Annotated in this window: 24 protein-coding genes, 1 tRNA gene and 2 pseudogenes; 20 read left to right on the plus strand and 7 right to left on the minus strand. The window is 66.7% G+C overall.

Annotated elements, in window-relative coordinates:
• Window position 1: 1 nt before the first annotated feature.
• Window positions 2-901: an acyl-CoA thioesterase gene (locus tag KO481_RS21900; RefSeq protein WP_245401291.1), complete on the plus strand. Its 900-nt coding sequence runs from the start codon at window positions 2-4 to the stop codon at window positions 899-901.
• A gap of 150 nt (window positions 902-1051) precedes the next feature.
• Here KO481_RS21900 and KO481_RS21905 read toward each other — a convergent pair whose 3' ends face one another.
• From KO481_RS21905 to KO481_RS21920, 4 genes are all read right to left on the minus strand, one after another.
• On the minus strand, window positions 1052-1510 hold the full coding sequence (locus KO481_RS21905) for a hypothetical protein (RefSeq protein WP_308166732.1): 459 nt from the start codon (window positions 1508-1510) through the stop codon (window positions 1052-1054).
• A 97-nt stretch (window positions 1511-1607) separates the two neighbouring features.
• Window positions 1608-2255: an arsenate reductase/protein-tyrosine-phosphatase family protein gene (locus KO481_RS21910; protein ID WP_215919231.1), complete on the minus strand. Its 648-nt coding sequence runs from the start codon at window positions 2253-2255 to the stop codon at window positions 1608-1610.
• A 150-nt stretch (window positions 2256-2405) separates the two neighbouring features.
• Entirely contained in the window at window positions 2406-2918 is a 513-nt protein-coding gene (locus tag KO481_RS21915; protein ID WP_215919232.1) for a phenylacetaldoxime dehydratase family protein, read from the minus strand.
• 165 nt (window positions 2919-3083) lie between these two features.
• A tRNA-Leu gene (locus KO481_RS21920) sits at window positions 3084-3170 on the minus strand.
• Between the two features lie 199 nt (window positions 3171-3369).
• Between KO481_RS21920 and KO481_RS21925 the strand changes: the two genes are divergently transcribed.
• From KO481_RS21925 to KO481_RS21970, 11 genes and pseudogenes are all read left to right on the plus strand, one after another.
• A complete protein-coding gene (locus tag KO481_RS21925; RefSeq protein ID WP_215919651.1) occupies window positions 3370-3987 on the plus strand; it encodes an ANTAR domain-containing response regulator in 618 nt (205 codons plus the stop codon).
• Between the two features lie 173 nt (window positions 3988-4160).
• On the plus strand, window positions 4161-5411 hold the full coding sequence (locus KO481_RS21930) for a branched-chain amino acid ABC transporter substrate-binding protein (RefSeq protein ID WP_372452096.1): 1251 nt from the start codon (window positions 4161-4163) through the stop codon (window positions 5409-5411).
• Window positions 5412-5546: 135 nt separating this feature from the next.
• Window positions 5547-6584, plus strand: a complete 1038-nt coding sequence (locus KO481_RS21935; protein ID WP_215919233.1) for a branched-chain amino acid ABC transporter permease — start codon at window positions 5547-5549, stop codon at window positions 6582-6584.
• Window positions 6584-7813, plus strand: a complete 1230-nt coding sequence (locus tag KO481_RS21940; protein ID WP_215919234.1) for a branched-chain amino acid ABC transporter permease — start codon at window positions 6584-6586, stop codon at window positions 7811-7813. Before KO481_RS21935 ends, KO481_RS21940 begins: the two co-directional genes overlap by 1 nt.
• Window positions 7810-8754: pseudogene (locus tag KO481_RS43190) on the plus strand (ABC transporter ATP-binding protein); the annotation flags it as partial. The gene KO481_RS21940 and the pseudogene KO481_RS43190, both read left to right, overlap by 4 nt.
• Window positions 8755-9003: 249 nt before the next feature.
• Window positions 9004-9699 (plus strand): ABC transporter ATP-binding protein, encoded by a 696-nt coding sequence (locus KO481_RS43195; protein WP_245401359.1) that lies wholly within the window; start codon window positions 9004-9006, stop codon window positions 9697-9699.
• A gap of 83 nt (window positions 9700-9782) precedes the next feature.
• The gene (gene polA, locus KO481_RS21950) at window positions 9783-12518 is read left to right on the plus strand and encodes a DNA polymerase I (RefSeq protein WP_215919236.1); all 2736 of its coding nucleotides are present in this window, start codon (window positions 9783-9785) and stop codon (window positions 12516-12518) included.
• Between the two features lie 101 nt (window positions 12519-12619).
• Window positions 12620-12778 (plus strand): annotated as a pseudogene (locus tag KO481_RS44835) (type II toxin-antitoxin system Phd/YefM family antitoxin); the annotation flags it as partial.
• Window positions 12779-12870: 92 nt separating this feature from the next.
• Window positions 12871-13269: a type II toxin-antitoxin system VapC family toxin gene (locus KO481_RS21960; RefSeq protein WP_215919238.1), complete on the plus strand. Its 399-nt coding sequence runs from the start codon at window positions 12871-12873 to the stop codon at window positions 13267-13269.
• 88 nt (window positions 13270-13357) lie between these two features.
• Complete coding sequence (locus KO481_RS21965; protein ID WP_215919239.1) at window positions 13358-13567, plus strand: DUF4351 domain-containing protein; 210 nt, start codon at window positions 13358-13360, stop codon at window positions 13565-13567.
• Between the two features lie 490 nt (window positions 13568-14057).
• Entirely contained in the window at window positions 14058-14495 is a 438-nt protein-coding gene (locus KO481_RS21970; RefSeq protein ID WP_215919240.1) for a 2-isopropylmalate synthase, read from the plus strand.
• Window positions 14496-14582: 87 nt separating this feature from the next.
• Here KO481_RS21970 and trxA read toward each other — a convergent pair whose 3' ends face one another.
• A complete protein-coding gene (trxA, locus tag KO481_RS21975; RefSeq protein WP_215919241.1) occupies window positions 14583-14951 on the minus strand; it encodes a thioredoxin in 369 nt (122 codons plus the stop codon).
• Between the two features lie 312 nt (window positions 14952-15263).
• Here trxA and KO481_RS21980 point away from each other — a divergent pair, with 312 nt between their 5' ends.
• From KO481_RS21980 to KO481_RS22005, 6 genes are all read left to right on the plus strand, one after another.
• The gene (locus KO481_RS21980) at window positions 15264-17201 is read left to right on the plus strand and encodes an alkyl/aryl-sulfatase (protein ID WP_215919242.1); all 1938 of its coding nucleotides are present in this window, start codon (window positions 15264-15266) and stop codon (window positions 17199-17201) included.
• A gap of 139 nt (window positions 17202-17340) precedes the next feature.
• Window positions 17341-18420 (plus strand): isocitrate/isopropylmalate dehydrogenase family protein, encoded by a 1080-nt coding sequence (locus KO481_RS21985; RefSeq protein ID WP_215919244.1) that lies wholly within the window; start codon window positions 17341-17343, stop codon window positions 18418-18420.
• 260 nt (window positions 18421-18680) lie between these two features.
• Window positions 18681-19589: an ABC transporter substrate-binding protein gene (locus KO481_RS21990; protein ID WP_215919246.1), complete on the plus strand. Its 909-nt coding sequence runs from the start codon at window positions 18681-18683 to the stop codon at window positions 19587-19589.
• Between the two features lie 70 nt (window positions 19590-19659).
• Window positions 19660-20568 carry an amino acid ABC transporter permease gene (locus tag KO481_RS21995; protein ID WP_245401363.1) on the plus strand — a complete coding sequence of 303 codons (909 nt, stop codon included), beginning with the start codon at window positions 19660-19662 and terminating at the stop codon, window positions 20566-20568.
• Window positions 20565-21356: an amino acid ABC transporter ATP-binding protein gene (locus KO481_RS22000; protein ID WP_281066150.1), complete on the plus strand. Its 792-nt coding sequence runs from the start codon at window positions 20565-20567 to the stop codon at window positions 21354-21356. Before KO481_RS21995 ends, KO481_RS22000 begins: the two co-directional genes overlap by 4 nt.
• A 115-nt stretch (window positions 21357-21471) precedes the next feature.
• Entirely contained in the window at window positions 21472-21951 is a 480-nt protein-coding gene (locus KO481_RS22005) for a DUF4383 domain-containing protein (protein WP_215919250.1), read from the plus strand.
• A 10-nt stretch (window positions 21952-21961) separates the two neighbouring features.
• On the opposite strand, the gene KO481_RS22010 is transcribed toward KO481_RS22005, so the two are convergent.
• The gene (locus KO481_RS22010; RefSeq protein WP_215919252.1) at window positions 21962-22879 is read right to left on the minus strand and encodes a LysR family transcriptional regulator; all 918 of its coding nucleotides are present in this window, start codon (window positions 22877-22879) and stop codon (window positions 21962-21964) included.
• 71 nt (window positions 22880-22950) lie between these two features.
• Here KO481_RS22010 and KO481_RS22015 point away from each other — a divergent pair, with 71 nt between their 5' ends.
• Window positions 22951-24315 (plus strand): FAD-binding oxidoreductase, encoded by a 1365-nt coding sequence (locus KO481_RS22015; RefSeq protein WP_215919254.1) that lies wholly within the window; start codon window positions 22951-22953, stop codon window positions 24313-24315.
• Window positions 24316-24441: 126 nt separating this feature from the next.
• Here the strand turns inward: KO481_RS22015 and KO481_RS22020 are convergent, their stop codons facing one another.
• Window positions 24442-25152 carry an SDR family NAD(P)-dependent oxidoreductase gene (locus KO481_RS22020; RefSeq protein WP_215919256.1) on the minus strand — a complete coding sequence of 237 codons (711 nt, stop codon included), beginning with the start codon at window positions 25150-25152 and terminating at the stop codon, window positions 24442-24444.
• Window positions 25153-25240: 88 nt separating this feature from the next.
• Here KO481_RS22020 and KO481_RS22025 point away from each other — a divergent pair, with 88 nt between their 5' ends.
• On the plus strand, window positions 25241-25852 hold the full coding sequence (locus tag KO481_RS22025; protein WP_215919258.1) for a TetR/AcrR family transcriptional regulator: 612 nt from the start codon (window positions 25241-25243) through the stop codon (window positions 25850-25852).
• The last annotated feature ends 274 nt before the right edge of the window (window positions 25853-26126 follow it).

Below are 26126 nucleotides of genomic sequence, written 5' to 3' on the forward strand. Positions count from 1 at the left end.
GTTGAGTTCGTCACTGGGCGAATCGGTGTCGACGGAACACGGCGATCTGGAGGTCCTGCTCGGGCTGCTCGATCTGGAGCAGACCGGTGAGGACACCTTCCTGGGCCAGCACCCGGAGAAGGTGTGGAGCCGCACCTTCGGCGGGCAGTTGGTGGCCCAGGCGATTGTGGCGGCGGGTCGCACCGTCGGCCCCGAACGTCCGGTGCACGCGGTCAACGCGCACTTCGTGCGCGGCGGTGATGTGAAGCAGCCGATCGAATACCGGGTGGAACGCCACCGGGACGGGCGCGCGTTCGCCAATCGGACCGTCACCGCCTATCAGGACGATCAGGAGCTGTTCGTCATGCTGGCGGCCTTCCAGGACTACGGAAAGGGCCTCGAGCACGGCACGCCGCTGCCCCAGGTACCCGACCCGGACGGGCTGCCGCGGGTCGAGGAGTCCTTCGAGGGCCTCGAGGACCGGCTGCAGATGTTCGTGAACGCGCCGCATCCGATCGATATGCGCTACACGAACGATCCGGCGTGGATTCTCAAGGGCACCGGGGAGACCCTCAACCATAACCGGGTCTGGATGCGCGCGGACGGCACGCTGCCCGACGACCCGCTGATTCACGTTGCGACGCTGGGCTATTCGTCGGACACCACGGTGCTGGATTCGATCATCACCACGCACGGGCTGTCGTGGGGCTTCGACCGGATCGTCGCGGCGACGGTGAACCATTCGATCTGGTTCCACCGGCCGTTCCGCTTCGACGAGTGGGCGCTGTACGCGACCCAGTCGCCGGTGGCGGCCGGCCAGCGCGGACTGGCGATGGGCCATTTCTATTCGCGCGCAGGGGAATTGCTGGCGACCGTGGTCCAGGAAGGCGTCATCCGCCACTTCCCTGCTCGAAGCAAATAATCCTGTCGCAGCGGGACAACTGATTTCGTAAGCACATGGGTAGCTCACCGGGGATGGGCCCACCGTGAGCGGGCCGTCATCCGCCGGCCCGACGAGCAAGTCTCGCTGTATGCAACGGCACGCTGAAGTCGCGGGGAGGCGGGGGAGCGTTCAGATCAACTCGCGGTTCTCTTCGAGGTCGAAGCTCTCGCGATGCAGGGTGTGGATCTCGTAGGGCACCGCGTCCTCGGCAGAAATGCGCAGCATCAGCCGGCGTTCCAGCTGGGCCAGGTTCGCCTCGGTGAGCAGTTTCGCGTCGCCGACCAGGCTCAGTGCGATCTCGTAGGTGCGGCGCTCGCCCGCGACGGCGCCCGGATGGTCCAGGTGCCATTGGTTTTCGAGCACCAGATGGTCCGGCTGATCGGGATCGACCGGTAGCGTGAAGCGCCACGCGAACAGATCGCGGTCTGCCACGTGGTCGTCCACCACCTTGCGCACGACCGTTACGACGCGTTCGAGCGTTTCGGGTGTCACATAAACATGGAGTGAAACATCCGAAATTTGTTTCGGCATGTCTGAGTCCTGTTCTTGTGTCGAACCTTTGGCGGCGGTGCGATACGGGGAAAGCACGGTTCCATTCGCCGGGGAGTGTAGTCGCTCTCCGGCGTAAATGGGGAGGACACTTTCGTATACCCCCTCTATGCGGCGGACACACCCGCCGAATTTGTCAGGCGTGACGGCCGATTCGAGCGGAATTCGGCGACGGCGCCGGACCGGGTCGCGGCGCCGGACCCTGCGCGCGTCCACCGGGCAATACCACCAGCCGCGGGCGCTCAGTCGGGGCCGTGGACCGGCCGGCGTGCGGGTGCAGCGCCAGCAGCAGCGGAACCAGGGCCTCGGCGATGCGGTCGCCGGTCTCGCAGTATTTCGCCGCGGGCAGACCCACCGGATCGGCGATGTTCTCCCGGCCCACCATCGTGAGATCGTTGCGGGCGGCATCGATGCCGGCGACGGTGCGCGCACCGGTGACCTTCGCGATGCGATGCGCCTGCAGCAGGGTGAAGGTGCGGGCGGCGGCCTCGGGCGCCAGGTCGGCAACCTCGTCGCGGATCTGCTCGGCCATGGCCAGGATCAGGTCGGCGTTCGCGATCATCTCGGGCTTCAGCCGTCGTGCGCGGAAATTGCGCGCATCCGCACCGAGTCCCGTGATCGTCTGTGCCGCAAGTGGTTCCACACCGAATCCGACCAGGGCCCGCGTGCCCGCGCTCTCGGCGGTCAATTCGTCGAATCCGTATTCGGCCGCCAGCGCGTGCGTGAGACGTTCGGCGATCACCGAGCGGCACACGTTGCCGTTGCAGACGAACAGGACGTGCATGGCAGGTACGGTAGGCGGCGCCGGACCCGGGGAGAAGGTCTCAGTGACCGAGATCTATCGGCACGGTCATAAGTTCATGTCCGGGTCGCGGGTCACCCACGCGGTGTTTTCCGGCCGGTTGCCGAGTGTAAAGATCGCCGGCAATTGTTTTTATCCGGAACTTTCCGGGTAATAAGTACTTTCGCCGACGACCGGATCGATCTTCGGATCCTCCTGTTCGACCCGGCCGCGCGTGGAGAACAGCCGCCCGCGCATCGCGACGGTCGGCGCCACCCGGGCCAGGCCGGTCGGGGTGGTCATATCGTCGTACATGGTGTCGATGCCGCCGCGCAGGAAATACGCCTCGTGCCAGAATCCGGTACCGCCGGAATCGCGCAGGAACTGCTGCCACCATTCCCGGTGCGGATCGGAGCGGGTCCAGCGTTCGAGGCTGTCCAGATCGCGCCAGTACTGCCGCGCGCCCCAGTGCGGCGGAATCAGTGACCAGATGATGTCCTCGTGCAGCAGCAGCCCGTCGGGGCGATCGCGATGCGAGCGGATGAGCTTGGGCCCGAGCCCGAGTAGCCGGAGTATGCCGCGCGGCTTCCGCACCCGCATGCCGAGATAGATGACGACCAGGTCCGGATAGTCGGACAGGTCGGCGGTGAGCCGTTGAACTCGCACGGGCGACCTCCATTCGAGCCGGGGTCGTGTTTTCACACTACGCGGATCTACACACCCCGTCACCGAACGGTTCGATCGGCGATGATCATGGTGGTCCGCTACCGGGGTTACGAGCGAGAACACGTGGCGGTTCACTTCGCCTCGTGGAGATTTCGTGAAGATTCTTGGTGCCGACTGTGGGACTCGAACCCACACGTCCGTTAGGACAACGGTTTTTGAGACCGCCGCGTCTGCCTGTTCCGCCAAGTCGGCGCACCGGGTGCAAATGATAGCGGGTGAGAGGGCCGGTCACCCAATCGGTGTGACGCTGCCCGGTTCGCCCTGGGTAGGTGGGTTCTGGGCGAAGTTGAACGGTACTCTTTAGGGCACTCGGATGCGTGGCGGTCCGTCGAGGGCGGCGGCGGACGGTAAACATCGGGTGTCGGCATCGGAAACCACGAGGGGTCTGTCTATGGGAACGTCAACAGGGGGCGCGAAGAAGGATGGGGCTGCCGCCAAGCGGGTGGTCGTGGCCGAGGACGAGGCCCTCATCCGGATGGACCTGGTGGAGATGCTCTCCGAGGAGGGCTATCAGGTGGTGGGCGAGGCGGGCGACGGCCAGCAGGCGGTCGATCTGGCCACGGAGCTGCGCCCCGATCTGGTGATCATGGATGTCAAGATGCCGCGCCGCGACGGGATCGACGCCGCGGCGGAGATCGCATCGAAACGCGTTGCGCCGGTTGTGATTTTGACCGCATTCAGTCAGCGTGATCTGGTCGAGCGGGCGCGCGACGCGGGTGCGATGGCCTATCTGGTCAAGCCGTTCACCAAATCGGATCTGGTGCCGGCGATCGAGCTGGCCGCGAGCCGGTTCCACGAGATCAGCGCGCTCGAGAACGAGGTCGCGAATCTGACGGACCGGCTGGAGACGCGCAAGCTCGTCGAACGCGCCAAGGGTGTGCTGATGCAGACGCAGGGGCTTTCCGAGCCGCAGGCCTTCAAATGGATTCAGCGCACCGCGATGGATCGCCGCACGACGATGAAGGCGGTTGCGGAGGTCGTGCTGGAGAATCTCACGCCCAAGTCATAGTCGCTGCGGATTAGCTGCTGTGTTAACACGGTTGAAACAATATTTGGGATCTAAGTAACACAAATGGTCCGAATGTGATGCGGAGCTAACGTCACCCCGCTAAGTTCTGAGCTTGGTCGACATGGTCGGCCCCCTCGGTGAACCCGAGGGATCGCTGGACATAGAGGTGTATCTTGCTTGGTTCACTCACCCGGGGCTCCACGCGCAGTCGCGTGGCCCGCGGCGCATTGGTGATCGGGGCCGCGGCCGTCCTGGCCGTGGCTGGATGTAGCAGCAAGTCGACGACGACCAACTCCGGCGGCAGCAGCGCTGCCGGCGGCACACAGTCGATCAAGGCGCTGGTGCAGATCGATCAACAGGGCAAGGCGGTGTCGCAGACGGGCACCGCCACTGCCGCCGATCCCGCCGGTGACGGCAAGGCCACCTGCGCGCCGACCACGGCGATCGCGATGGCCGGCGCCCTCACCGGTGCGAATGCGGCCCTGGGCATCAATATCGACGACGGCGCGAAGCTGGCGGTGCAGCAGCACAACAAGGCCAATCCGGGCTGCCAGGTAGTGCTGAAGAACTTCGACACCGAGGGCGACCCGCAGAAGGCCACCCAGGTGGTCCCGACGGTGATCAGCGATCAGTCGATCGTTGGCCTGATCGGCCCGGCGTTCTCCGGTGAGACCAAGGCGACCGGCCAGGTGCTCAGCGATGCCGGTCTGCCCGCGCTGACCTCCTCGGCCACCAACGCCTCCCTGACCAAGAACGGCTGGAAGACCTTCTTCCGCGGCCTGGCCAACGACGACGTGCAGGGGCCCTCGGTGGCTCACTACATGACCGGCACCGGCGGGTTCAAGAAGATCTGCGTGGTGCAGGACGACTCCGACTACGGGGTGGGCCTGGCCAAGTCGGTGACCGCGGCCCTCGGCTCGGCAGGTGACGCGTCGTGCGCGGCCAATGTGAAGACCGGTGACAAGGACTTCTCCGCCACCGTGTCCAAGCTGTCGGCGGCCAAGCCGGACGCGATCTTCTACTCCGGCTACTACGCCGAGGCGGCCCCGCTCGTTGAGCAGCTGCGCTCGGGCGGCGTGACCGCGACCTTCGTCTCCGATGACGGCACCAACGACCCGCAGTTCACCAAGCAGGCCGGTGATTCCAGCAAGGATGCGCTGCTGTCCTGCCCCTGCGGCCCGGCGCCGGATACCTTCGCCACCAACTACAACGCCCTCAACGGCCAGGCTCCGGGCGTGTACTCGGTGGAGGCCTACGACCTGACCACGATCCTGCTCAAGGCCATCGACGCGGGCAAGGTGACGCGTGCGGACGTGCTGAACTACGTGCGCAGCTACGACAGCCAGGGTCTGGCCCGTCACTACAAGTGGGACGCCACGGGTGAGCTGTCCAACGCCACGATCTGGATGTACCAGGTCAAGTAGGCGCCATCCGTAACGGCAACAGCGTGCACCGGGCCGGGGCAACCCCTCCTCCCGGTGCACGCCCCTTCCGTCACCACGGCGGGGGCACATCGGAACGCCCGTTGCACGCTGTTACCACGATGACGAGAGTTTGGAATGTCTGTAACCGCTTTGGCTGATCCCGTGCTACTGGCCTCGGGAACTATCGATTTCAACATTTCCGGGGTGTTCGACCAGTTCTGGCAGCTCACGGTCGACGGCTTGAGCTACGGCGCGATCTACGCGCTGGTGGCCGTCGGCTACACCCTGGTGTACGGCGTATTGAGGCTGATCAATTTCGCCCATTCGGAAATTTTCATGCTGGGTATGTTCGGCCAGTATGTCGGACTGGAGCTCCTGGGCTTCACCGCCAGTGGCAATACCTATACCGAGGGCACCGTCATGACCATCGTCTACATCCTGGTGGCGATGATCATCGGCATGCTGGTATCCGGCGGCGCCGCGGTGGGCCTCGAGCGGGTGGCCTATCGGCCGCTGCGCAAACGCGGCGCCCGGCCGCTGATCTTCCTGATCACCGCGATCGGCATGTCGTTCGTGCTGCAGGAGTTCGTGCACTATGTGCTGCCGAAGATCGTGCACGGTCTCGGCGGCACCAATCCGCAGCAGCCCATCAAGCTGGTGCAGCCCAAAGAGGTGTTCTCGCTCTTCGGTGCCTCGGTGACCAATGTGGCAATCGTGATCGTGCTGGCGGCGATCGCGCTGGCCGCGGTCACCGAGATCATGATCAACCGCACCAAGTTCGGCCGCGCCATCCGGGCGGTCGCGCAGGATCCCGATACCGCGACGCTGATGGGCGTCTCGCGCGAGCGCGTCATCATGCTGACCTTCCTCATCGGCGGCCTGCTCGCCGGTGCGGCCGCGACGCTGTACACGCTGAAGGTGCCCCAGGGCATCGTCTTCAACGGCGGATTCATCCTGGGCGTCAAGGCATTCAGCGCCGCGGTGCTCGGTGGCATCGGCAACCTGCGCGGTGCGCTGCTGGGCGGCCTGATCCTGGGCCTGGCCGAGGATTACGGCCAGATTCTGTTCGGCACCCAGTGGCGCGACGTGGTCGCGTTCGTGGTGCTGGTGGCGGTGCTGATGTTCCGTCCGACCGGCATCCTCGGTGAGAGTCTCGGGAAGGCGCGTGTGTGATGAGTGAGGCGACCAAGGTGCCGGTGGCACCGACTCCGCCGGATCAGTCGCGCGGCGTCGGCGACGCGATCCGCGGCTGGTGGGGCGGGCTGTCCCGGCCACAGCAGTGGGCCTTCGGCGTTCCGGCGGTGATCGTGCTGGGGCTGATCGCGCTGTACCCGCCGCCGATCATCAATACCCCGGGCACCAGCTTCGGCGGCGTGATGGCGCAGTTCGCCATGTACGCGCTGATCGCGATCGGCCTGAACGTCGTGGTCGGCCAGACCGGCCTGCTGGATCTGGGTTATGTCGGCTTCTACGCCGTCGGCGCGTACACCGTCGGCATCCTGACCAGCCCGAACAGTCCGTTCCACTCGAACGGCGGCTTCTTCGACACGAAGTGGGCGTGGCTGGCCTGTGTGCCGCTGGCGATCATCGTCACCGCGCTCTCGGGCTTGGTGCTGGGCACCCCGACACTGCGGTTACGCGGTGACTATCTCGCGATCGTGACGCTCGGATTCGGTGAGATCGTGCGGCTGCTCGCGGACAACCTCGGCGGGGTCACCAACGGCAGCCTCGGGCTGTCGGCGATCTCGTATCCGCATCTGGGTGAGTCCAAGACCCATCCGGGCGGCTACTTCTCCTCGGGCAACCTCGGCTCGCACAGCTCGAACCCGCTGGACCGGGCCAATTCCGGGGTGTGGTGGTTCTGGATCGGCATGCTGCTCGTGGTTGCGGTCCTGATGCTGGTCGGCAACCTGGAGCGCAGCCGCGTCGGCCGCGCGTGGGTGGCGATCCGCGAGGACGAGGACGCCGCCGAGATCATGGGCGTGCCCACGTTCAAGTTCAAGCTGTGGGCGTTCACCATCGGTGCGGCCGTCGGCGGCCTGTCGGGCGCGCTGTATGCCGGTCAGGTGCAGTTCATCAACCCGACCGGGTTCAACGTCATCAACTCGATGCTGTTCCTGTGCGCGGTGGTGCTCGGCGGTCAGGGCAACAAGCTCGGCGTGATCGTGGGTGCGTTCCTGATCGTCTACCTGCCCAACCGGTTCATGTCGGTGAACGTGGGCGGGCAGTCGCTGGGTGACTTCAAATATCTGTTCTTCGGTCTCTCGCTGGTGGTGGTGATGATCTTCCGTCCGCAGGGGCTGTTCCCCGCGCGGCAGAAGTTGCTCGCCTACGCCCGGCAGGTGTATCGAGCGGTGCGGCGACCCGGTGCGGCCGTCGAGGCGACGGGAGCGAACGCATGACGACTCCTGGAGGCGCACTGTTCGACAACGAGGACATGGCGGGCGGCTACGCGCCGGCGCCCGAGGTCGAATCCGCGGGCGTGCTCGATGTCGAGGCCGTCATGCCGGAGCTGGCCGATGCCGAAACGGTCGCGGAGGTCGTTGCCGCACACCGGGATATCGAGACCGAGGTCGGTGCGCCGCTGCTGAGCACCGACGGGCTGACGATGAAGTTCGGCGGTCTGACCGCACTGGATTCGGTGAGTTTCGAGATCCGCCGCGGCGAGATCCTGGGACTCATCGGTCCCAACGGCGCGGGCAAGACCACCTGCTTCAACGCCATCACGGGCGTGTATCGCCCCACCTCCGGCACGGTGTTCTTCGACGGCAAGCCGTTGACGAAGACCAAGCGGAACCAGATCACCCGCCTGGGCATCGCCCGGACCTTCCAGAACATCCGGTTGTTCGGGGAGATGACGGCGCTGGAGAACGTGGTGGTGGGCACCGACGCGCGGCACCTCACCTCGATTCCGGGTGCGGTGTTCCGCTCTCCGCGGCATCGGCGCGAGGAGCGCGATGCCATCGAGCGCGGGATGGCGCTGCTGGAATTCGTCGGCATCGCGCCGCGTGCGGTGGAGAAGGCGCGCAACCTGTCCTACGGCGATCAGCGCCGGCTGGAGATCGCCCGCGCGCTGGCGACCGAGCCGAAACTGCTCTGTCTGGACGAGCCCGCGGCCGGATTCAACCCGAGCGAGAAGTCGGCGCTCATGGATCTGATCCGTAAGATCCGCGACGACGGGTTCACCGTGTTGCTGATCGAGCACGACATGCGGCTGGTCATGGGCGTCACGGATCGGATCGTGGTGCTGGAGTTCGGACGCAAGATCGCCGACGGACTGCCGCAGCAGATTCGCGAGGATCCGGCCGTCATCGCGGCGTATCTGGGTGTGCCGGACCAGGAGTCCGGGGCCGAGGCCGCCGCCGCGGTGCCGGAGCCCGAACCGTCGGTGTTCGTGAATCCGGCCGCGGCGGCCGAAACGGCGATCATACCGGCGGTCCCCGGTCCGGACGCTATGCCCGACGTTGCCTTCCGCAAGCCCGACCCGGTCCCCGCCGCGCCCGCGGCAACGGGCTCGGATCCGGTGTCCGCGAGCGCGCTGACGACCGGCGGCTCGGGCACGGGTTCCGAACCGCTGCTCGTGGTCGAGGACATGGTTGTCAACTACGGCAGAATCCAGGCGCTGCACGGCATCTCGCTGCAGGTGTCGCAGGGCGAGCTGGTGACCCTGCTGGGCGCCAACGGTGCGGGCAAGACCACCACCATGCGCGCGCTGTCGGGCCTGCTGCCGCTGAGCCGCGGACGGATCACGTTCGGGGGCAAGGACGTCACCCGCATGCGGGCGCACGAACGGGTGGTCGAGGGCCTGATCCAGGCGCCCGAGGGTCGCGGTGTGTTTCCGGGCATGACCGTGCAGGAGAACCTCGATATGGGGTGCCACGCACGGCCTTTCAAGCAGAAGTCGGAGTACAACACCACCGTCGACTGGGTCTTCGAGCTGTTCCCGCGGCTGGCCGAGCGGCGTAAACAGGTGGGCGGCACCATGTCCGGCGGCGAGCAGCAGATGCTGGCGATCGGGCGTGCCCTGATGGCCCGGCCCAAGCTGCTGCTGCTCGACGAGCCGTCGATGGGCCTGGCTCCGATGGTGATCCAGCAGATCTTCCGGATCATCAGCGAGATCAATGCCCAGGGCACCACGGTGCTGCTCGTGGAGCAGAACGCCCAGCAGGCGCTCACGCGCAGCCATCGCGCCTACATCCTGGAGACCGGTGAGGTCACCAAGACCGGCGGCGGTAGGCAGCTGCTGACCGACCCGGCGGTCAAGTCGGCCTACCTGGGCGTGGCGTAGGCACCGGCCGGGATGACGGGGATTTCTCGTCATCCCGGCAGGTCCGGCAACGCTTGTCGGTGGGGGTCCCTAGACTCTGTGCCGTGACTTCAGCCACCAGCGATCAGCGTCCCAGCACCGTGCCCGCCCCCGATTCGGGAGCGCAGCCGACCCTGTTGTTGCTGGACGGGCATTCGCTGGCCTATCGCGCGTTCTACGCGCTGCCCGCGGAGAACTTCAAGACCGTCACCGGGCAGACCACCAATGCGGTCTACGGCTTCACCGCCATGCTGATCAACCTGCTGCGCGATGAGAAGCCCACGCATGTCGCCGCGGCGTTCGATGTCAGCCGCAAGACCTTTCGCACCGAGGCGTTCCCGGAATACAAGGCCAACCGCGCCGCCACGCCGGACGAGTTCCGCGGCCAGGTGGAGATCACCCAGGAGGTGCTGGGCGCGCTGGGCATCCCGGTCATGGCGATCGACGGCTACGAGGCCGACGATGTGATCGCCACGCTCACCACCCAGGCGGTGCCGCAGGGCTTCCGTGTGCTCATCGTCACCGGCGACAGGGATTCGCTGCAGCTGGTGAACGGCGATGTCACCGTGCTGTATCCGCGCAAGGGCGTCTCGGATCTGACCAGGTTCACCCCTGAGGCGGTCGAGGAGAAGTACGGCCTGACTCCCGCCCAGTACCCGGATTTCGCGGCCCTGCGCGGCGACCCGAGCGACAATCTGCCCGGCATCCCGGGCGTGGGGGAGAAGACCGCGGCCAAGTGGGTGCGCGAGTATGGCGATCTGGCCACCCTGGTCGACCGCGTCGACCAGGTGAAGGGCAAGGTCGGTGATGCGTTGCGCGCCAACCTGTCCAGCGTCGTGCTCAACCGGCAGCTCACCGAGATGGTCAAGGACGTTCCGCTGCCCTACACACCCGATCAGCTGGCCCAGCAGCCGTGGGACCGGGACAAGATCCACCGGCTGTTCGACGATCTGGAATTCCGGGTGCTGCGCGACCGGCTGTTCGACACGCTGGCGGCGCCGGAGCCTGAGGCCGAGGGCGGCTTCGAGATCAGCGGCGGCGCGGTCGAGTCCGGCGGGGTCGCGGCCTGGCTGGCCGAGCACGGGAAGACCGGTCTGCGCCACGGCATTTCGGTGGTCGGCACCGGTACCCCGGTGAACGGCGACGTGAAGGCGATCGCGATCGCCGCCGCCGATGGTGAGGGCGGGTATTTCGACGTCGTCGGCCTCACCCCGGAGGACGAGAAGGCCCTGGGTGACTGGCTGGCCGACCCGGCGGTGCCCAAGGCCGTGCACGAGGCCAAGGCCGCCGTGCACGCGCTGCGAGCGCGTGGCTGGCGCCTGGCCGGGCTGTCCAGCGACACCGCGCTGGCCGCGTATCTCGTGCGTCCCGGGCAGCGCACCTTCAATCTCGACGATCTGTCGCTGCGCTATCTCTCGCGCGAGTTGCGCGTGGAATCCGATGAGCAGCCGCAGCTGTCCCTGCTGGACGAGGAGGGCCAGGTCGACGCCGAGCTGGCCCAGGGTGAGATGCTGCGCGCCCGGGCGGTCGCGGACCTGGCCGACGCCTTCGACGAGGAACTGCGGGGCATCGAGTCCACCGGTCTGCTCACGGATATGGAGCTGCCGCTGCTGGGCGTGCTGGCCGAGCTCGAGGAGGCCGGCATCGCGGTCGATGTCGCCGAGCTCGAGCAGTTGCAGTCCGAATTCGCCGACCGCGTGGCCGATGCCGCGAGCGCGGCTTACGGGGTGATCGGCAAGCAGATCAACCTCGGCTCCCCGAAACAGCTGCAGGTGGTGCTGTTCGAGGAGCTCGAGATGCCCAAGACCAAGCGCACCAAGACCGGCTACACCACCGATGCCGACGCGCTCGAGTCGCTGTTCGAGAAGACGCAGCATCCGTTCCTCGAGCATCTGCTCGCGCATCGCGACGCGACCAGGTTGAAGGTCACGGTCGACGGCCTGCTGAAGTCGGTCGCCGACGACGGTCGCATCCACACCACCTTCAACCAGACCATCGCCGCCACCGGCCGCCTGTCCTCGACGGAGCCGAATCTGCAGAACATCCCGATCCGCACCGACACCGGACGCCGCATTCGCGACACCTTCGTGGTCGGGCCGGGCTTCGAATCCCTGATGACCGCCGATTACAGCCAGATCGAGATGCGTATCATGGCGCACCTGTCCAAGGACGCCGGGTTGATCGAGGCGTTCAACTCCGGCGAGGATCTGCACAGCTTCGTCGCCTCCAAGGCGTTCGACATCCCGATCGCCGAGGTCACTCCGGAGATGCGCCGCCGCATCAAGGCGATGTCCTACGGCCTGGCGTACGGGCTGTCCGCCTACGGCCTGTCTCAGCAGCTGAAGATCAGCGCCGAGGAGGCCAAGGCGCAGATGGAGGTCTACTTCAACAGGTTCGGCGCCATCCGCGACTATCTGTTCGACGCGGTGGATCAGGCCCGCAAGGTCGGCTACACCGAGACCCTGTTCGGCCGCCGCCGCTACCTGCCCGACCTGGATTCCAGCAACCGCCAGCGCCGCGAGGCCGCCGAGCGCATGGCCCTGAACGCCCCGATCCAGGGCACCGCCGCCGACATCATCAAGGTCGCGATGATCAACGTGCAGCGCGCCATCCACGAGGCCGGACTGACTTCGCGCACCCTCCTGCAGATCCACGACGAACTGGTCTTCGAGGTAGCCCCCGGCGAGCGCGCCCAACTGGAATCCCTTGCCCGCGAACACATGTCCAAGGCCATCGAACTGTCGGTCCCCCTGGAGGTCTCGGTAGGCGTCGGCCGCAGCTGGGACTCCGCCGCCCACTGAACAGGCCCGCGCGTCGAGAGCGCGTACGGTCCGGGTTTCGGCCCCGAGCGAGCGGGCGGCGAAAGTAGACATAGGTAGACAATGCCGTTTAACCTGGTCGCATGAAGTCGATTTCCGTTGGTGAGTTGCGCCAGAATCCGGCCGAGATGATCGCCGATGTCGAGGCCGGTGAGGTCTACGAGCTGACGAAACACAGTCAGCGAGTCGGCTTCATCGTCCCGGCGACATCGTCCGCGCACATCATCGCGCCGCGAAAGGGTACAGGTGGAGCGCGTACTCGCCGTATCGCTCGGCACGAGCTTCGGTCCGCCGCGACAATCGACGAGCTGCTGGAGTCCGAAAAGGGTGAGTGGTGACCGATTACTATCTCGACAGTTCGGTAGCGATCAGAATTATCCTGGGGCATTCGCCGGACGCCGCAGCCTGGTTCGACGAGACCACCGCCAACGAATCCGATCGAGTGATCTCCTCCCGATTGCTACGAACCGAGATCACCAGAGTCCTTCGCCGCGAGGGACTTTCAGTGTCGGATCGCGATCAGATCATCGACTATGTTCATTTGGTCCCCGTGGACCACGCGATCCTGAACGAGGCTGAGGCGATCATCTCCCACGTTCGGACCCTTGATGCCATCCACCTGGCGTCGGCACTTCGATGCGGGCTGGACGAGCTCGTCGTCGTCACCCATGACAAGAACATGGGGCAAGTGGCCGACCACCTGGGATTCCCGGTGCACTATCCGGTCCTTTAGTTTTGTGCCGGATCGACTCGATCGAGCCTCGGGAGGTTGCCGACGCCGATCGATGCGGGGCCCGATATCCGACGTCAAGGAGGTCATCGTGACAACCGCCGAAATGCTCGAAGCGCGTGGTGAAGCACGGGGTGGAGCGCGAGACCGTGCCACCATGCTGCTGAGGCAACTGGCCAAGCGGTTCGGGCCGTTGCCCGCCGCGGTCCAGGAGACCGTTCGTGCTGCCGATGTCGATCGGCTTGAGCTTCGGGCTGATCGGGTCCTGTCACCCGCTGCTCTGGACGAGGTACTGGCCTGAGTCGGGCTCTGCGCTCGGGTCGATGTGCGGGCCGATCCTGTGTTCGCTGTGTGAGGTACTGGACTGATCGGCCGGATTCCAATAGATTGCCGTCGAGTTGCTGGAGGTGTGGGGGTGGGGTCGGTGGCCGCTGCGGACGTGTCGTCGGGCGTTGGTTCGCCGTTTGCGGACGTTTGTGACAAAGTTACCCATCGGTTCCGGGCGATTGTGGTTGCTATCTGCGGATTCGGTCCATATCCTCATAGCCGTGCCGAATTCCGCCGCTAGCCACAGCGCTACACGCAACGTCGCCGACCGCGACCGTGTGGTGCTCATGCCGCTTACCGCGATGGTGGCCGCCGGTCGACTTCTCGTAGTTCTCCGCCGTAGCGGGGTCTGATTCGGACCGGCCCCTCGCTGCGGCCGATGAACTTCATTCTTTACTGCGCTGGTCCCGTCAATTCGGACACGTTGTCACCCCTGACACGACAAGGCATCGGGAAGACCTGCCATGACACTCACAATCGACACACATGCCTTCATCACCGCCGCTCCCCGCGCCATGCGCGCCGAGAGCACCGGCCTGACCCCCGCCGAGTTCTACGATCGCTACTGCGATCACGCGGGACCGATCACGCTCGGCGAATGGACCCCGGCAGGTAGCCGCCGCGAGTCCGCCACCTACACCGCAACCCTCGAATTCGGTGATCGGCTGTGCACCGTCGTGGCGGCCGGCAGCCCGGTCGCCGCGCTGACCTCGGCCCTCTACGACGAGGGCTACCCGGTTGAGATCCTGCAGTTCCATCAGCGGCAAACTGCCTCGGGCATAGCCACTTTCGTGCAGTGCGATTTCCACGGCCGCCGCGGCTGGGGCGCCGCCCTCGCGGGTGACGGCGCGGAATCCACTGTCCGGGCGATGCTTTCGAGCATCAACTCGTTTGCGGGCTGAACTACCGAACGGTCACTGACACGAGATCGCCCCCGCCGCAAGCGAATGCGGCGGGGGCGATCCGAGTCGATCCGTTGGGACGGGTCGTTACGCCTGCTCGCCCTGCTCGGCGAGCTGCTTGCGCACATCGTCCATGTCCAGGGCCTTCACCTGAGTCACCAGATCCTCGAGGGCGGCCGGGGGCAGCGCGCCCGGCTGTGCGAACACCAGCACGCCCTCGCGGAACGCCATAATGGTCGGGATCGAGCGGATGTTGGCCGCGGCGGCCAGGCCCTGCTGGGCCTCGGTGTCTACCTTGCCGTGCACGACGTCGGGGTGCTCGTTCGAGGACTTCTCGAACGTCGGGCCGAACTGCTTACACGGTCCGCACCACTCGGCCCAGAAATCGACGAGCACGACATCGTTTCCGGTGACTACCTCGTCGAAGTTCTGCTCGGTCAGTGTCTGGGTGGCCATTGGTGTCCTCTCCTGTCGTTGGCGTGCTGTGTAACGCCGGACGCCGCGGATATCTTCCACGCGTATTGGTCGGCATGTCCAGGTCAGTGGGCATGTGAGCGTCATCGCAGCGGGATGCCGCGGTGGCGCGTCGACCGCACCGTCCAGCCGGAACGACGGTCGCAGTAGTGGGTAATACCCACCACGGTAGCCGGGGAATCACGGTGTTCGCGATATGCCGGGAGTTCGCTACAGTCACCGTGTAGGGGTTCGACGCCTGAGTGTGGGTTGGCTGCGGCCGAGTTGTTCCGCGCCCAACAGAAAGGTGTTGTCATGCCCCAGACGGAGTCCTCGGATCCGGCGCCGGCCGCCAAGCCGGCCACCGACGCCACCCGCGCGGCGCAGTTGGACTTCATCGCCGGGTTGCCACTCGACGATCGTCGTGATCTGGACGATTCGGTCCGCGGCTTCGTCGGCACGCTCGATCCGCCGGTGATCACCTTCCCGGACGGCAGCCCCCTGATGGACCTCGACGGCCACGCATTCGTCACCGACACCGACGCGCCCGACACGGTGAATCCGAGCCTGTGGCGGCACGCGTTGGTGAACAAGCCGCACGGGCTGTTCCGGGTGATGGACGGTGTCTATCAGCTTCGCGGCCTCGACATCTCCAATATGACGATCATCGAGGGCGACACCGGGCTGATCGTCATCGATCCACTGACCTACATCGAAACCGCCAAGGCCGGGATGGACCTGTACTTCCGGCACCGCCCGCCCCGTCCGGTCCGGGCCGTGATCTACACCCACAGCCACGCCGACCACTACGGCGGCGTCAAGGGAGTCGTCGACGAGGCCGACGTGCTGGCCGGACGGGTCGTGGTGATCGCGCCCGAGGGCTTCCTGAAGGAGGCTGTCGCCGAGAACGTCTACGCCGGCAACGCCATGTCCCGGCGCGCGATCTACATGTACGGGATGGTGCTGGCCCGCGGGCCCCGTGGGCAGGTCAATGCCGGCCTGGGCAACGGGCTCCCGCACGGTGGCACCTCCTCGCTCATCGCGCCGACCGACACCGTGACCGACACCGGCGAGAAGCGCACCGTCGACGGGGTCGACATGGTGTTTCAGATGGCGCCGGGCACCGAGGCGCCGTCCGAATTCCTGATCCATTTCCCCGGTAGGCGGCTGCTGTGCTCGGCCGAGGACGCCACCCACACCATGCACAACCTCTACACCTTGCGCGGTGCCCAGGTCCGCGACGCGGCGACCTGGTGGAAGGTCCTCGACGAGGCGATCGAGATGTTCGGCGCCGACACCGACGTCGTGATCGCCCAGCACCAGTGGCCCCGCTGGGGCGCCCCGGACGTCGTCGCGTTCCTGGAACAGCAGCGCGACCTGTACAAATACCTGCACGATCAGTCGCTGCGGCTGGCCAATCAGGGCTACACCATGTCCGAGATCGCCGAGCGAATCGAATTGCCGCCCGGGTTGGCCGGGCAATGGCACTGCCGCGGCTACTACGGTTCTGCCCGGCACAACAGCAAGGCCGTCTACCAGCGGTACCTCGGCTGGTACGACAGCCATCCCGCGCACCTCGACCCGCTTCCCCCCGAGCGGTCCGCCCCGAAATACGTCGAGTACATGGGCGGCGCCGACGCGGTGCTGAAGCGTGCCCGCACCGCCTACGAGTCCGGTGAATATCGTTGGGTCGCAGAGGTTCTCACCCACGTGGTGTTCGCCGATCCCGGCAACGCCGATGCCCGCACGCTGCAGGCCGACGCGCTCGAACAGCTGGGCTATCAGACGGAGAACGGTCCCTGGCGAAATGAATATCTCATGGGCGCAATGGAATTGCGTCACGGCGTGCGAGACCTGGGGGCCATTCAACTGGCCGGACCCGACGTGCTCGACGCCATGACCCTCGAGATGCTGCTGGACTACCTCGGCATCCGCCTCGACGGTCCCGCCGCCTGGCACCGCACCGGCCGCTTCAACTGGTTCTTCGCCGAAATCGAAGGCACCACCGAACAATTCGCTGTCCGGCTCAGCAACGCCACCCTCGTGTACACCGCGGGCAAGCTCCTACCCGATCCCGACGCCGCCGTGCACTGGAAACGAAGCGCCTTCCAGAACGTCATCGTCGGCGCGAGCACGCTCGATCGGGAGATTGCCGCCGGAAGCGTGCGCGTCGAGGGCGATCGTGCCGCCCTCACCGGCCTGTTCGAGCTGCTCGACACGTTCCCGTTCTGGTTCCCCATCGTCACCCCGTGACTCGTCGATTGCCGGCCCGGCGCCGCGGTCGGCCCGCTGACCTGCGGTTAGCATGGGGTGTGCGCAGTGGATACTCATCGGTTGCCCGACGAACCAAGCGGGCCGTGGCCCCACGGCGGATCAGCCAGGCCGGTGAGCGGTGACCGCGCGCACCGTACGGTTGGGGCTGATCGAGGGCGACGGCATCGGGCCCGAGGTGGTGCGGGCTGCCCGGGACGTGGCCGACGAGGCGATGGCGGTGGTCGAGGCCCCGGCGATCGAATGGCTGCCGCTGCCGATGGGGCAGCGTGCGATCGCCGAATGCGGTGACCCGCTACCGATCTCGACCCTGAAGATGCTCGAGACCCTCGAGGGCTGGATCCTCGGCCCGCACGACAACGTGTCCTATGCGCCCGAACACCGCACCGGCGCCCCGCCCGGCGGCGCGATCCGCAAGCGGTTCGGCCTGTACGCCAACATCCGCCCCGTGCGGGCGTTCGCGGGGGTGCGCGCCACGACTCCGGGGATGGACCTGGTGATCGTGCGGGAGAACAGCGAGGGCTTCTACGCCGACCGCAACATGGTCGCCGGTTCCGGCGAGTTCCAGCCCACGCCGGACGTGGCGATGTCCGTAGGAGTGTTCAGCCGGGCCGCCACCGAACGGATCGCGCACGAGGCATGCCGCCTGGCCCGCTCGCGCCGCGGCCTGCTGACGATCGTGCACAAGGCGAATGTGCTGCCGATGACGATGGGCCTGTTTCGCGATGTCTGCTACGAGGTGGCCGCGCGGTATCCGGGCCTGATCGTCGATGACGAGCACGTCGATGCCACGGCCGCTCATCTGGTCCGCGCGCCCGCCGACTACGACGTGCTCGTCACCGAGAACCTGTTCGGCGACATCCTGTCCGACCTGGCCGCCGAGCTCGGCGGCTCACTGGGCATCGCCGCCTCGCTGAACTGCTCTGCGGACCGGGCGATGGCACAGGCGGTGCACGGCGCCGCGCCGACGCTGGCCGGGCGCAACCGCGCGAATCCGGCGGCGCTGCAACTATCCACGGCGATGTTGTTGCGCTGGTTGGGCTCGCGCCGCGACGAGGCCGGGCCGATCCAGGCCGCCGAGCGCATCGAGCGGGCGATCGCGGCCACGTTCAAGGCCGGTATAGCAACCGCGGACCTGGGCGGATTGGCCTCTACCAGCGAATTCACCGAGCAGGTGCGCGCCCGGCTACATCAGTGGTGACCTCTGGTGCCACCTCGCCGGGGACGGGCCCACCGAGTGTGGCCGTCAACGGCCGGCCCGACGAGCAACTGGTGTTGAGCAACGACACGCTGAAATCCCGGGGAGGCGGGGAAGTAGTTCCGGGGAGGCGGGGGAGCGGTTCCGGCGAGGCGAATATGCATTAACCTTCTGTAACCGACCGCCACAGTCGGTCCTGATCGCCTAAATTTCGAACGGCGGGCGATGTCGTGTTATCGCTCACCCAAACATGGAGGGCTGCTGTGTCTGTTCGATCCGGAGCTCGCGGGTACATCCTGCGGGCCGCATGTATTGTCGCCGGTGGTGCGTTGGTGCTGACGGGCTGTACCAAGAACTCGGAAAGTAACGCGCCGACCGTTGCCAAAGTCCAGGTGAACAAGGTCGACTCCCTGGCCTCGCAACTTCCCGACAAGGTCAAGCAGGCCGGCAAGCTGGTGGTCGGTGTCAATCTGCCGTACTCGCCCAACGAGTTCAAGGATCCCTCGACAGGCAAGATCGTCGGTTTCGACGTGGACCTGATGGACGCGGTCGCCGCGACCCTGGGCATCAAGGCCGACTACCAGCAGGCCGACTTCGAGAAGATCATCCCGAGCATCCAGGCCGGCACCTACGACCTCGGCATGTCCTCCTTCACCGACAACACCGACCGCGAGAAGTCCGTCGATTTCGTCGACTACTTCTCCGCCGGCAGCCAGTGGGCCCAGCAGGTCGGCAAGCAGATCGACCCGAACAACGCCTGCGGCAAGAAGGTCGCGGTGGAGCGCACCACGGTCCAGGAGACCGACGAGCTGCCCGCGAAGAGCAAGGCCTGCACCGACGCCGGGAAGCCGAAGATCGATATCGTCGCCTTCGACGATCAGGCCGCCGCGGCGAACGCGCTGGTGCTGGGCCAGGTGGACGCCTTCTCGGCGGATTCGCCGGTGACCGCGTACGCGGTCAAGCAGAACAAGGGCAAGATCGAGACGGACGGCGCGATCTTCTCCTCGGCGCCGTACGGCTGGCCGATCGCGAAGGGCTCGCCGCTGGGCCCGGTCCTGCAGGCCGCGGTGCAGCACCTGATGGACGACGGCGACTACCTCAAGATCTGCCAGAACTGGGGTGTCGAGCAGGGCGCGATCACCAAGTCGGTCACCAACGGGGCCAAGGGCTGACACGGTGAACTCACCGGACCCTGAAAAGTCCACCGGCGGCGCGGCGGATAGTTCGCCCGCCGCCGGTTCACTGACCGAGCCCGCGCCGATCAAGGCGGTGCCGCTGCGGCGGCCGGGCCGGTGGCTGGCGGCGGTCGTACTCGCGATCCTGTTGGCGCTGTTCCTCTACGGCGCCGCCACCAACGACGGTTACCAGTGGAAGACCTACTGGGACTACCTGTTCGACGTGCGGATCTTCGACGGCGCGGTGGTGACCCTGGAGCTGACCATCCTGGCGATGATCATCGGTGTGGCGCTGGGTGTCGCCTTGGCGGTCATGCGACTGTCGCCGAACCCGGTGCTTCGCTCGGTGTCGTGGGGCTATCTGTGGATCTTTCGCGGCACCCCGGTTTATGTGCAGTTGCTGTTCTGGGGCCTGTTCCCGTCGCTGTACAAGGTCATCGAGCTCGGAATTCCCTTCGGCGGACCACATTTCACGCATTGGGATGTGCAGCAGTGGCAGGCGCCGTTCCTGTTCGCGATGATCGGTCTCGGCCTGAACGAGTCGGCCTACATGGCCGAAATCGTCCGGGCCGGTATCAATTCCGTGGGTGAGGGGCAGCGGGAGGCCTCGGTCGCGCTGGGCATGTCCTGGACGCAGACGATGTGGCGCACGGTGCTGCCGCAGGCGATGCGGGTGATCATCCCGCCGACCGGCAACGAGCTGATCAGCATGCTCAAGACCACCTCGCTGGTGACCGCGATCCCGCTGACCATCGATCTGTACGGCCGGGCGCACGACATCGCGGCGGTGAACTTCAAGCCGGTTCCGTTGCTGCTCGTCGCCGCGACCTGGTACCTGATCATCACCAGCGTGCTGATGGTCGGGCAGTACTACCTCGAGCGGTACTACTCGCGCGGGTCGAGCCGGGAGTTGACCGCGCGTCAGCGCCGGGCGCTGGTCGAAACCTCCGCGAACATCGGGGATATGGGCAAATGACTTCTACCGCAAGTAATTCCGATGCTACGACCCCGATGATCCGGGCTCAGCAGGTATGCAAGAGCTTCGGCAGCGTGCAGGTGCTCAAGGGCATTTCCCTGGAGGTGACCAAGGGGGAGGTGTTGTGCATGATCGGGCCCTCCGGATCGGGCAAGTCGACCTTCCTGCGGTGCATCAATCACCTGGAGACCGTGAACGCCGGGCGGCTGTACGTCGATGGCGAGCTGGTTGGATACACCGAGCGCGGCGAGCGTCTCTACGAGATGAGTCCGCGCGATGCGGCCCGGCAGCGCCGCGATATCGGGATGGTGTTCCAGCACTTCAACCTGTTTCCGCATCGCACCGCCCTCGAGAACATCATCGAGGCGCCCACGCAGGTCAAGAAGGTCCGCAAGGCCGACGCGATCACCCGGGCGAAGGAACTGCTCGATCGGGTCGGCCTGGCGGACAAGGCCGAGTCCTATCCGTCGCAGCTGTCCGGCGGGCAGCAGCAGCGGGTCGCGATCGCGCGCGCGCTGGCCATGGATCCGAAGTTGATGCTCTTCGACGAGCCCACTTCGGCGCTGGACCCCGAACTGGTCGGCGACGTCCTGGCCGTCATGCGCGAGCTGGCCGCCTCCGGCATGACAATGGTGGTGGTGACGCACGAGATGGGCTTCGCCCGCGAGGTCGCCGATCAGCTGGTGTTCATGGACGGCGGTGTCGTGGTGGAGTCGGGCGTGCCGCGCGAGGTGCTGGCCAATCCGCAGCAGGAGCGGACCCAGATGTTCCTCTCGCGGATTCTCTAGCGCCCGCCGGAGCGAAGCGGAGGCAATCGGATACAGCCTTCCACCCGGCGGCCCGGTCAACTACGCTATGTCGTACGCAATGCTGCGTAGTGCCCGCCGGGTGGGAGGTCATGCAATGAGTGTCAGTGATGCGGCCGTTTCTCGAGATGCGGTGCCGCGCTGGAGTTTTCTGCAGTATGCGGTGTTCGTCATCGCCCTTGTGCACGTCGTGTGGGCCATCGCGGGGTGGATAGCGCAGCCCAGCTTCGCCATCGGCGAGCACGCGCCCACGACCTCGGTCGTCTGTATGGACTACAACGGCTGGCACGCGGTGGCCGGTCTGGCGCTGTTCGGCCCGGCGCTGTTCCTGGTGGTCCGCAAGTCGTGGGCGGCGTGGTGGTGCATTGCCGCGGCTCTCGGTGGCGGTTTCGTCGCGGGCATCTGGGCCTGGTTCTCGCACCGCGTCGCCTGGATTCTTACCTTCCCGCACAACCACATGGACGCGGTCGTGCACGTTGCCACCGGGGTGATCCTGTTGGGGCTGGTCGGCATTCAGGCCGGGCTCGACGGCGGCGTGCGGGCGGTGCTGGCGGACTCCGCCGTTCGCACGCGCTGATGCGCCGACATCACTGTGAGACCATCGCAGTGCGCAGCTCCCGGCCCAGGGCGATGCGCAGCTGACCGAGCAGCACCTTCGCGGCGGGGCCCAGCTGTCCGCGGGCGTGCCAGACCAGGCCGAGGCGGCCGCGCAGCTCGGGGTCGGTGATCTCGACCGTGCGGACGCCCGCGGCGGCGGCCTGCGCGGGCGGAATGTCGGGGACGATGGCAATACCCAATCCACCGGCGGCCAGCTTGATGAGCAATGCCGGTGCGGCGGCCTCGAATTCGATGCGTGGTGCGAAACCCACGGCGGCGCAGGCGTGTTCGAGCACGCCGCGGATGCCGGTGCCGCGGGTCAGGGAGATCAGTGGACGGTCGCGCAGCTCGGAAAGCGTTGTCCGATCCCCGAATTCGGCATCGTCCACCGCGACGACGGCATTGATCCGGGTATCCAGCACGATCTCGACGCCCAACGCCGGATCCGGCTCGCCGCTCAGTCCGATCAGCGCGATATCCAGGTCGCCGCGCGTGACGGCGGCCAGCATGCGGTCCGTGGTGTCCTCGGTGAGGCTGATCGCGACCTGCGGATGGTCCCGATGGAAGGCCGTCAGCACTCCCGCGACATCGAATTCGTCGTAGGCCGCGCCGGAGATCAAACCGACCCTGACGTGCCCGCGCACGAGCCCGGTGAATTCGTCGACCGTCTGCGAAATCCGCTGTGCCGCAGCCAGGGCCGCCCGCGCCTGGGGTAGCACCGCCGCGCCGGCCGCGGTCGGGGTGATCGACCGCCCCGACCGGTCCAGCAGCGGCTGCCCCAATTCCCTTTCCAGCTGCCGGATCTGCGCGGACAGGCCTGGCTGGGTCAGATGCAGACGGGCCGCGGCGCGGGTGAAATTCGCCTCCTCGACCACGGTCACGAAGTAGCGCAGCTGCCGCAGTTCCATAAATGATGATTATAGCTTCGAGAATATCTATCTGTTGTACTTCTGGAGTGCAGCTGGGCAAGATCAATGTCATGACACAGACGCACTCGCTCACCGAACTTCCCGAGGTCGCCGGACCCGTTTTCCTCCCGGGCGAATCCGGGTACGAGGAGGAGATCGCGGGATTCCAGACCGCGTACACCCATCGGCCCGCACTCGTGGTCGGCGCGCTGCACGCCGAGGACGTCCGCAGCGCGGTGGAATACGCGGCGCGGCACAACCTTCCGATTGCGGTGCAGGCCACCGGCCACGGGCTGTCGGTGGCCGCCGAGGGGGGCGTGCTGATCAGCACCCGCCGGATGCGCGACGTCGTCGTCAACCCGGCCGCCCGCACCGCCCGGGTGTCGGCGGGGGTGCAGGCGCAGGCCCTCATCGAGGCGGCGGCCGCACACGGCCTCGCCCCGCTGAACGGCTCGTCCCCGACCGTCGGCGTGGTCGGCTACCACCTCGGCGGCGGTCTGGGCATACTGGCCCGCACCTACGGCTACGCCGCCGATCATGTCCGCGCCATCGACCTGGTCACCGCGGACGGCCGCCTGCGCCACCTGACCCCCGGCGACGATCTGTTCGGCGCGGTGCTGGGCAGCGGCGGCAACCTCGGCGTCGTCACCGCCCTGGAGCTGGAGCTGTTCCCGATCGCCACGGTCTACGGTGGCCAGCTCACCTTCGCCACCGAACTCGTCGCACCCGCCCTCGAGGCCTGGCGCCGGTGGACTCGCGATCTTCCCGAGGAGATGACCTCGGCGATCACCGCGATGACCATGCCGGACATCCCGGTGATCCCGGAACCGCTGCGCGGCAGGTACATCGCCACGATCAATATCGCCTATACCGGCGCCGAGGCCGAGGGCGAGCGCCTGATCGCGCCGCTGCGCGCCATCGGTGAGCGCCTGGTGGATTCGGTGCGCACCATGCCGTACACCGAGACCGAAACCATCTACAGCGATCCGCCCTTCCCGCACGCCTACGCCGCCACGAACGCGCTGCTGTCCGAGCTGACACCCGAAGCGGCCCAGGCATTCCTGGACGTGACCGGTCCCACGTCATCGGTTCCGGTGGTGGCCGGGTTCCGTCATCTGGGCGGCGCGCTGCGCCGGCCCGGACCCGCCGCCGTGTCGATCGGTCACCGCGACGCGGAATATGTGGTCCGGTTCATCACCGGCCCGGAGGGCGAGGGTACATCGGTGCGGGAGCGTCACGACCTGATCGCACAGGCGCTGTCCCCGTGGACGATCGGCCACCACCTGAACTTCCTCTACGGCGGGGCTGAGTGGGCCGACGAGGCCCAGACGCGGGCCGGCTACGGTACCGAGACCTACGAGCGCCTCACCGCGGTCAAGTCGGATGTCGACCCCGCCAACCTGTTCCGGCACAACCGTAATATCCGGCCGCGCTGACCGCGGCGCGGGAGTTCAGTTGGCGACGTCGTCGTAGCCGTCGCCAACCTTCTGCCCGGCAATGGTATTGGTGAAGTCCGTGCCTGTGGCACCGCAGACGCCCCACTTGGGATCTTCCCGCGCCGATCACAGGCCGATGATCGTCTCGAATCGGTCGCGTTTCGAGTAGAGCTCCCAGGCGGCATCGGCCAGTATCGCGGGATTCAGCGGTTCCGGCAGCAGCGATGGATCCCAGTGCGCGGCAACGTATTCGGCCGATTCGCTGCCGCCCACCATGCCCGCGACCTGGACCAGCCCCGCGTAGAGGCCGGTATCGGACAGCGAGGCATGCAGATTGTGCAGGTAGGCCCGAGCCGCCGCGGCGGCGACCGCCACGTTGCCGACCTGCGGGAACGGCACGTCGTTCGGGCCCGCCAGCCCGAACAGCACCGCGCCCTCGCCGCGCTCGAGCATGGCGGGCAGGGTCAGGCCGATCAGCTCCGCGGGCGTGCGCAGGAGCATGTCCAGGCCGAATTCGAACGAATTCGGATCCGCCGCACGGATATCCACCTGACGCGGTATCCATTCCGGACCGGCGGGTGCGTAATGGATGACATCGATGTTGCCGAATCGCTCGCCGATGCGATGGAGCACCGGGCGCAGCCGGGTGCGGTCGGACAGGTCCGTTGCGAAGCCCGCCGCCTCGACGTCGTGTTCGGCCAGCTCCGCGACGAGCCGGTCGAGCTTGTTCTGCGTGCGGGCCACGAGTGCGACTCGGAAGCCCTCGCGGCCGAATCGGTGGGCGACCGCGCGCCCGAAACCGGGGCCCGCACCGAATACGGCAATGGTCTTCGACATGCTCTCTCCAAAGTTGACGGTCTCGTCAAGTTGCATTCGGAACGGTACGTGTAACTCGACGATGTCGTCAACTTATAGAATCGGGCCCATGACACCGTCGACCCCGCGTCCGCTGCGCAGCGATGCCCGGCGCAACCGGGCGCTGCTGCTGGACGCCGCGCGAGAGATGTTCGCCGACCACGGAATCGACGTGGCGATGGCCGACATCGCCCGGCATGCCGGGGTCAGCAACGGCACTCTCTACAATCGGTTTCCGACCCGGGACGCTCTGATCGAGGCCGTCTTCGTCGATCGCCTGGAATCCCTTGCCGCCCTTGCTGATCGTGCCGCCGCGGACCCCGACCCGTGGCGCGGCTTCGTCGCCTATATGACCGGAATGTGTGAATTGCAGGCCGGAGACCGCGGTTTCAACGAGGTCGCCGCGCGGGGGATGAAATCTGCTGCGGCACAACCGCTCCGCGATGCGGCGGGGGCCTCGTTGGCGGAGCTTTTCGGCAGGGCGGCGCGCGCGGGCGCCCTGCGGCCCGATGCGAAGGTCGACGATCTGGCCTTCGTGATCTGGGGGATATCCCGAACCGTCGAGATGACGCGCGGCTACGCGCCGGACGCGTGGCGTCGCCACCTGGCCCTGCTCATCGACGGCTTTCGGGCCGCGGAGGTGCCGCCGCTGCCGGAATCACCGAGTCCTCCGGCCCACTGACGGGCCCGGACGTAATCGGTTCCGCCGCAGGCTATCCCGGCCTGGGTGCGGTCGGTCGACCTTCCGCACTCGGGTCGCGCTCGAGGTGGCGGGTGTGCCGGACGGCGTCTCGGAGCGAGTTCGGCGAGGGGGTGCTCGTCGGGGCCCAGTAGGACCGAGTGCTGGGCCGATGCCGGCTGTGCCCTGTCTGCGTTGCTGGTGTGGGGGCTGGTCCGGTCGCGGTGTCGTCACGATTTCTCGCACATACGTGCGAATCGCAGCGGTGCGCGGTACA

Origin of the sequence: Nocardia albiluteola, assembly GCF_018860155.1 — a bacterium.
GTDB lineage: Bacteria > Actinomycetota > Actinomycetes > Mycobacteriales > Mycobacteriaceae > Nocardia > Nocardia albiluteola.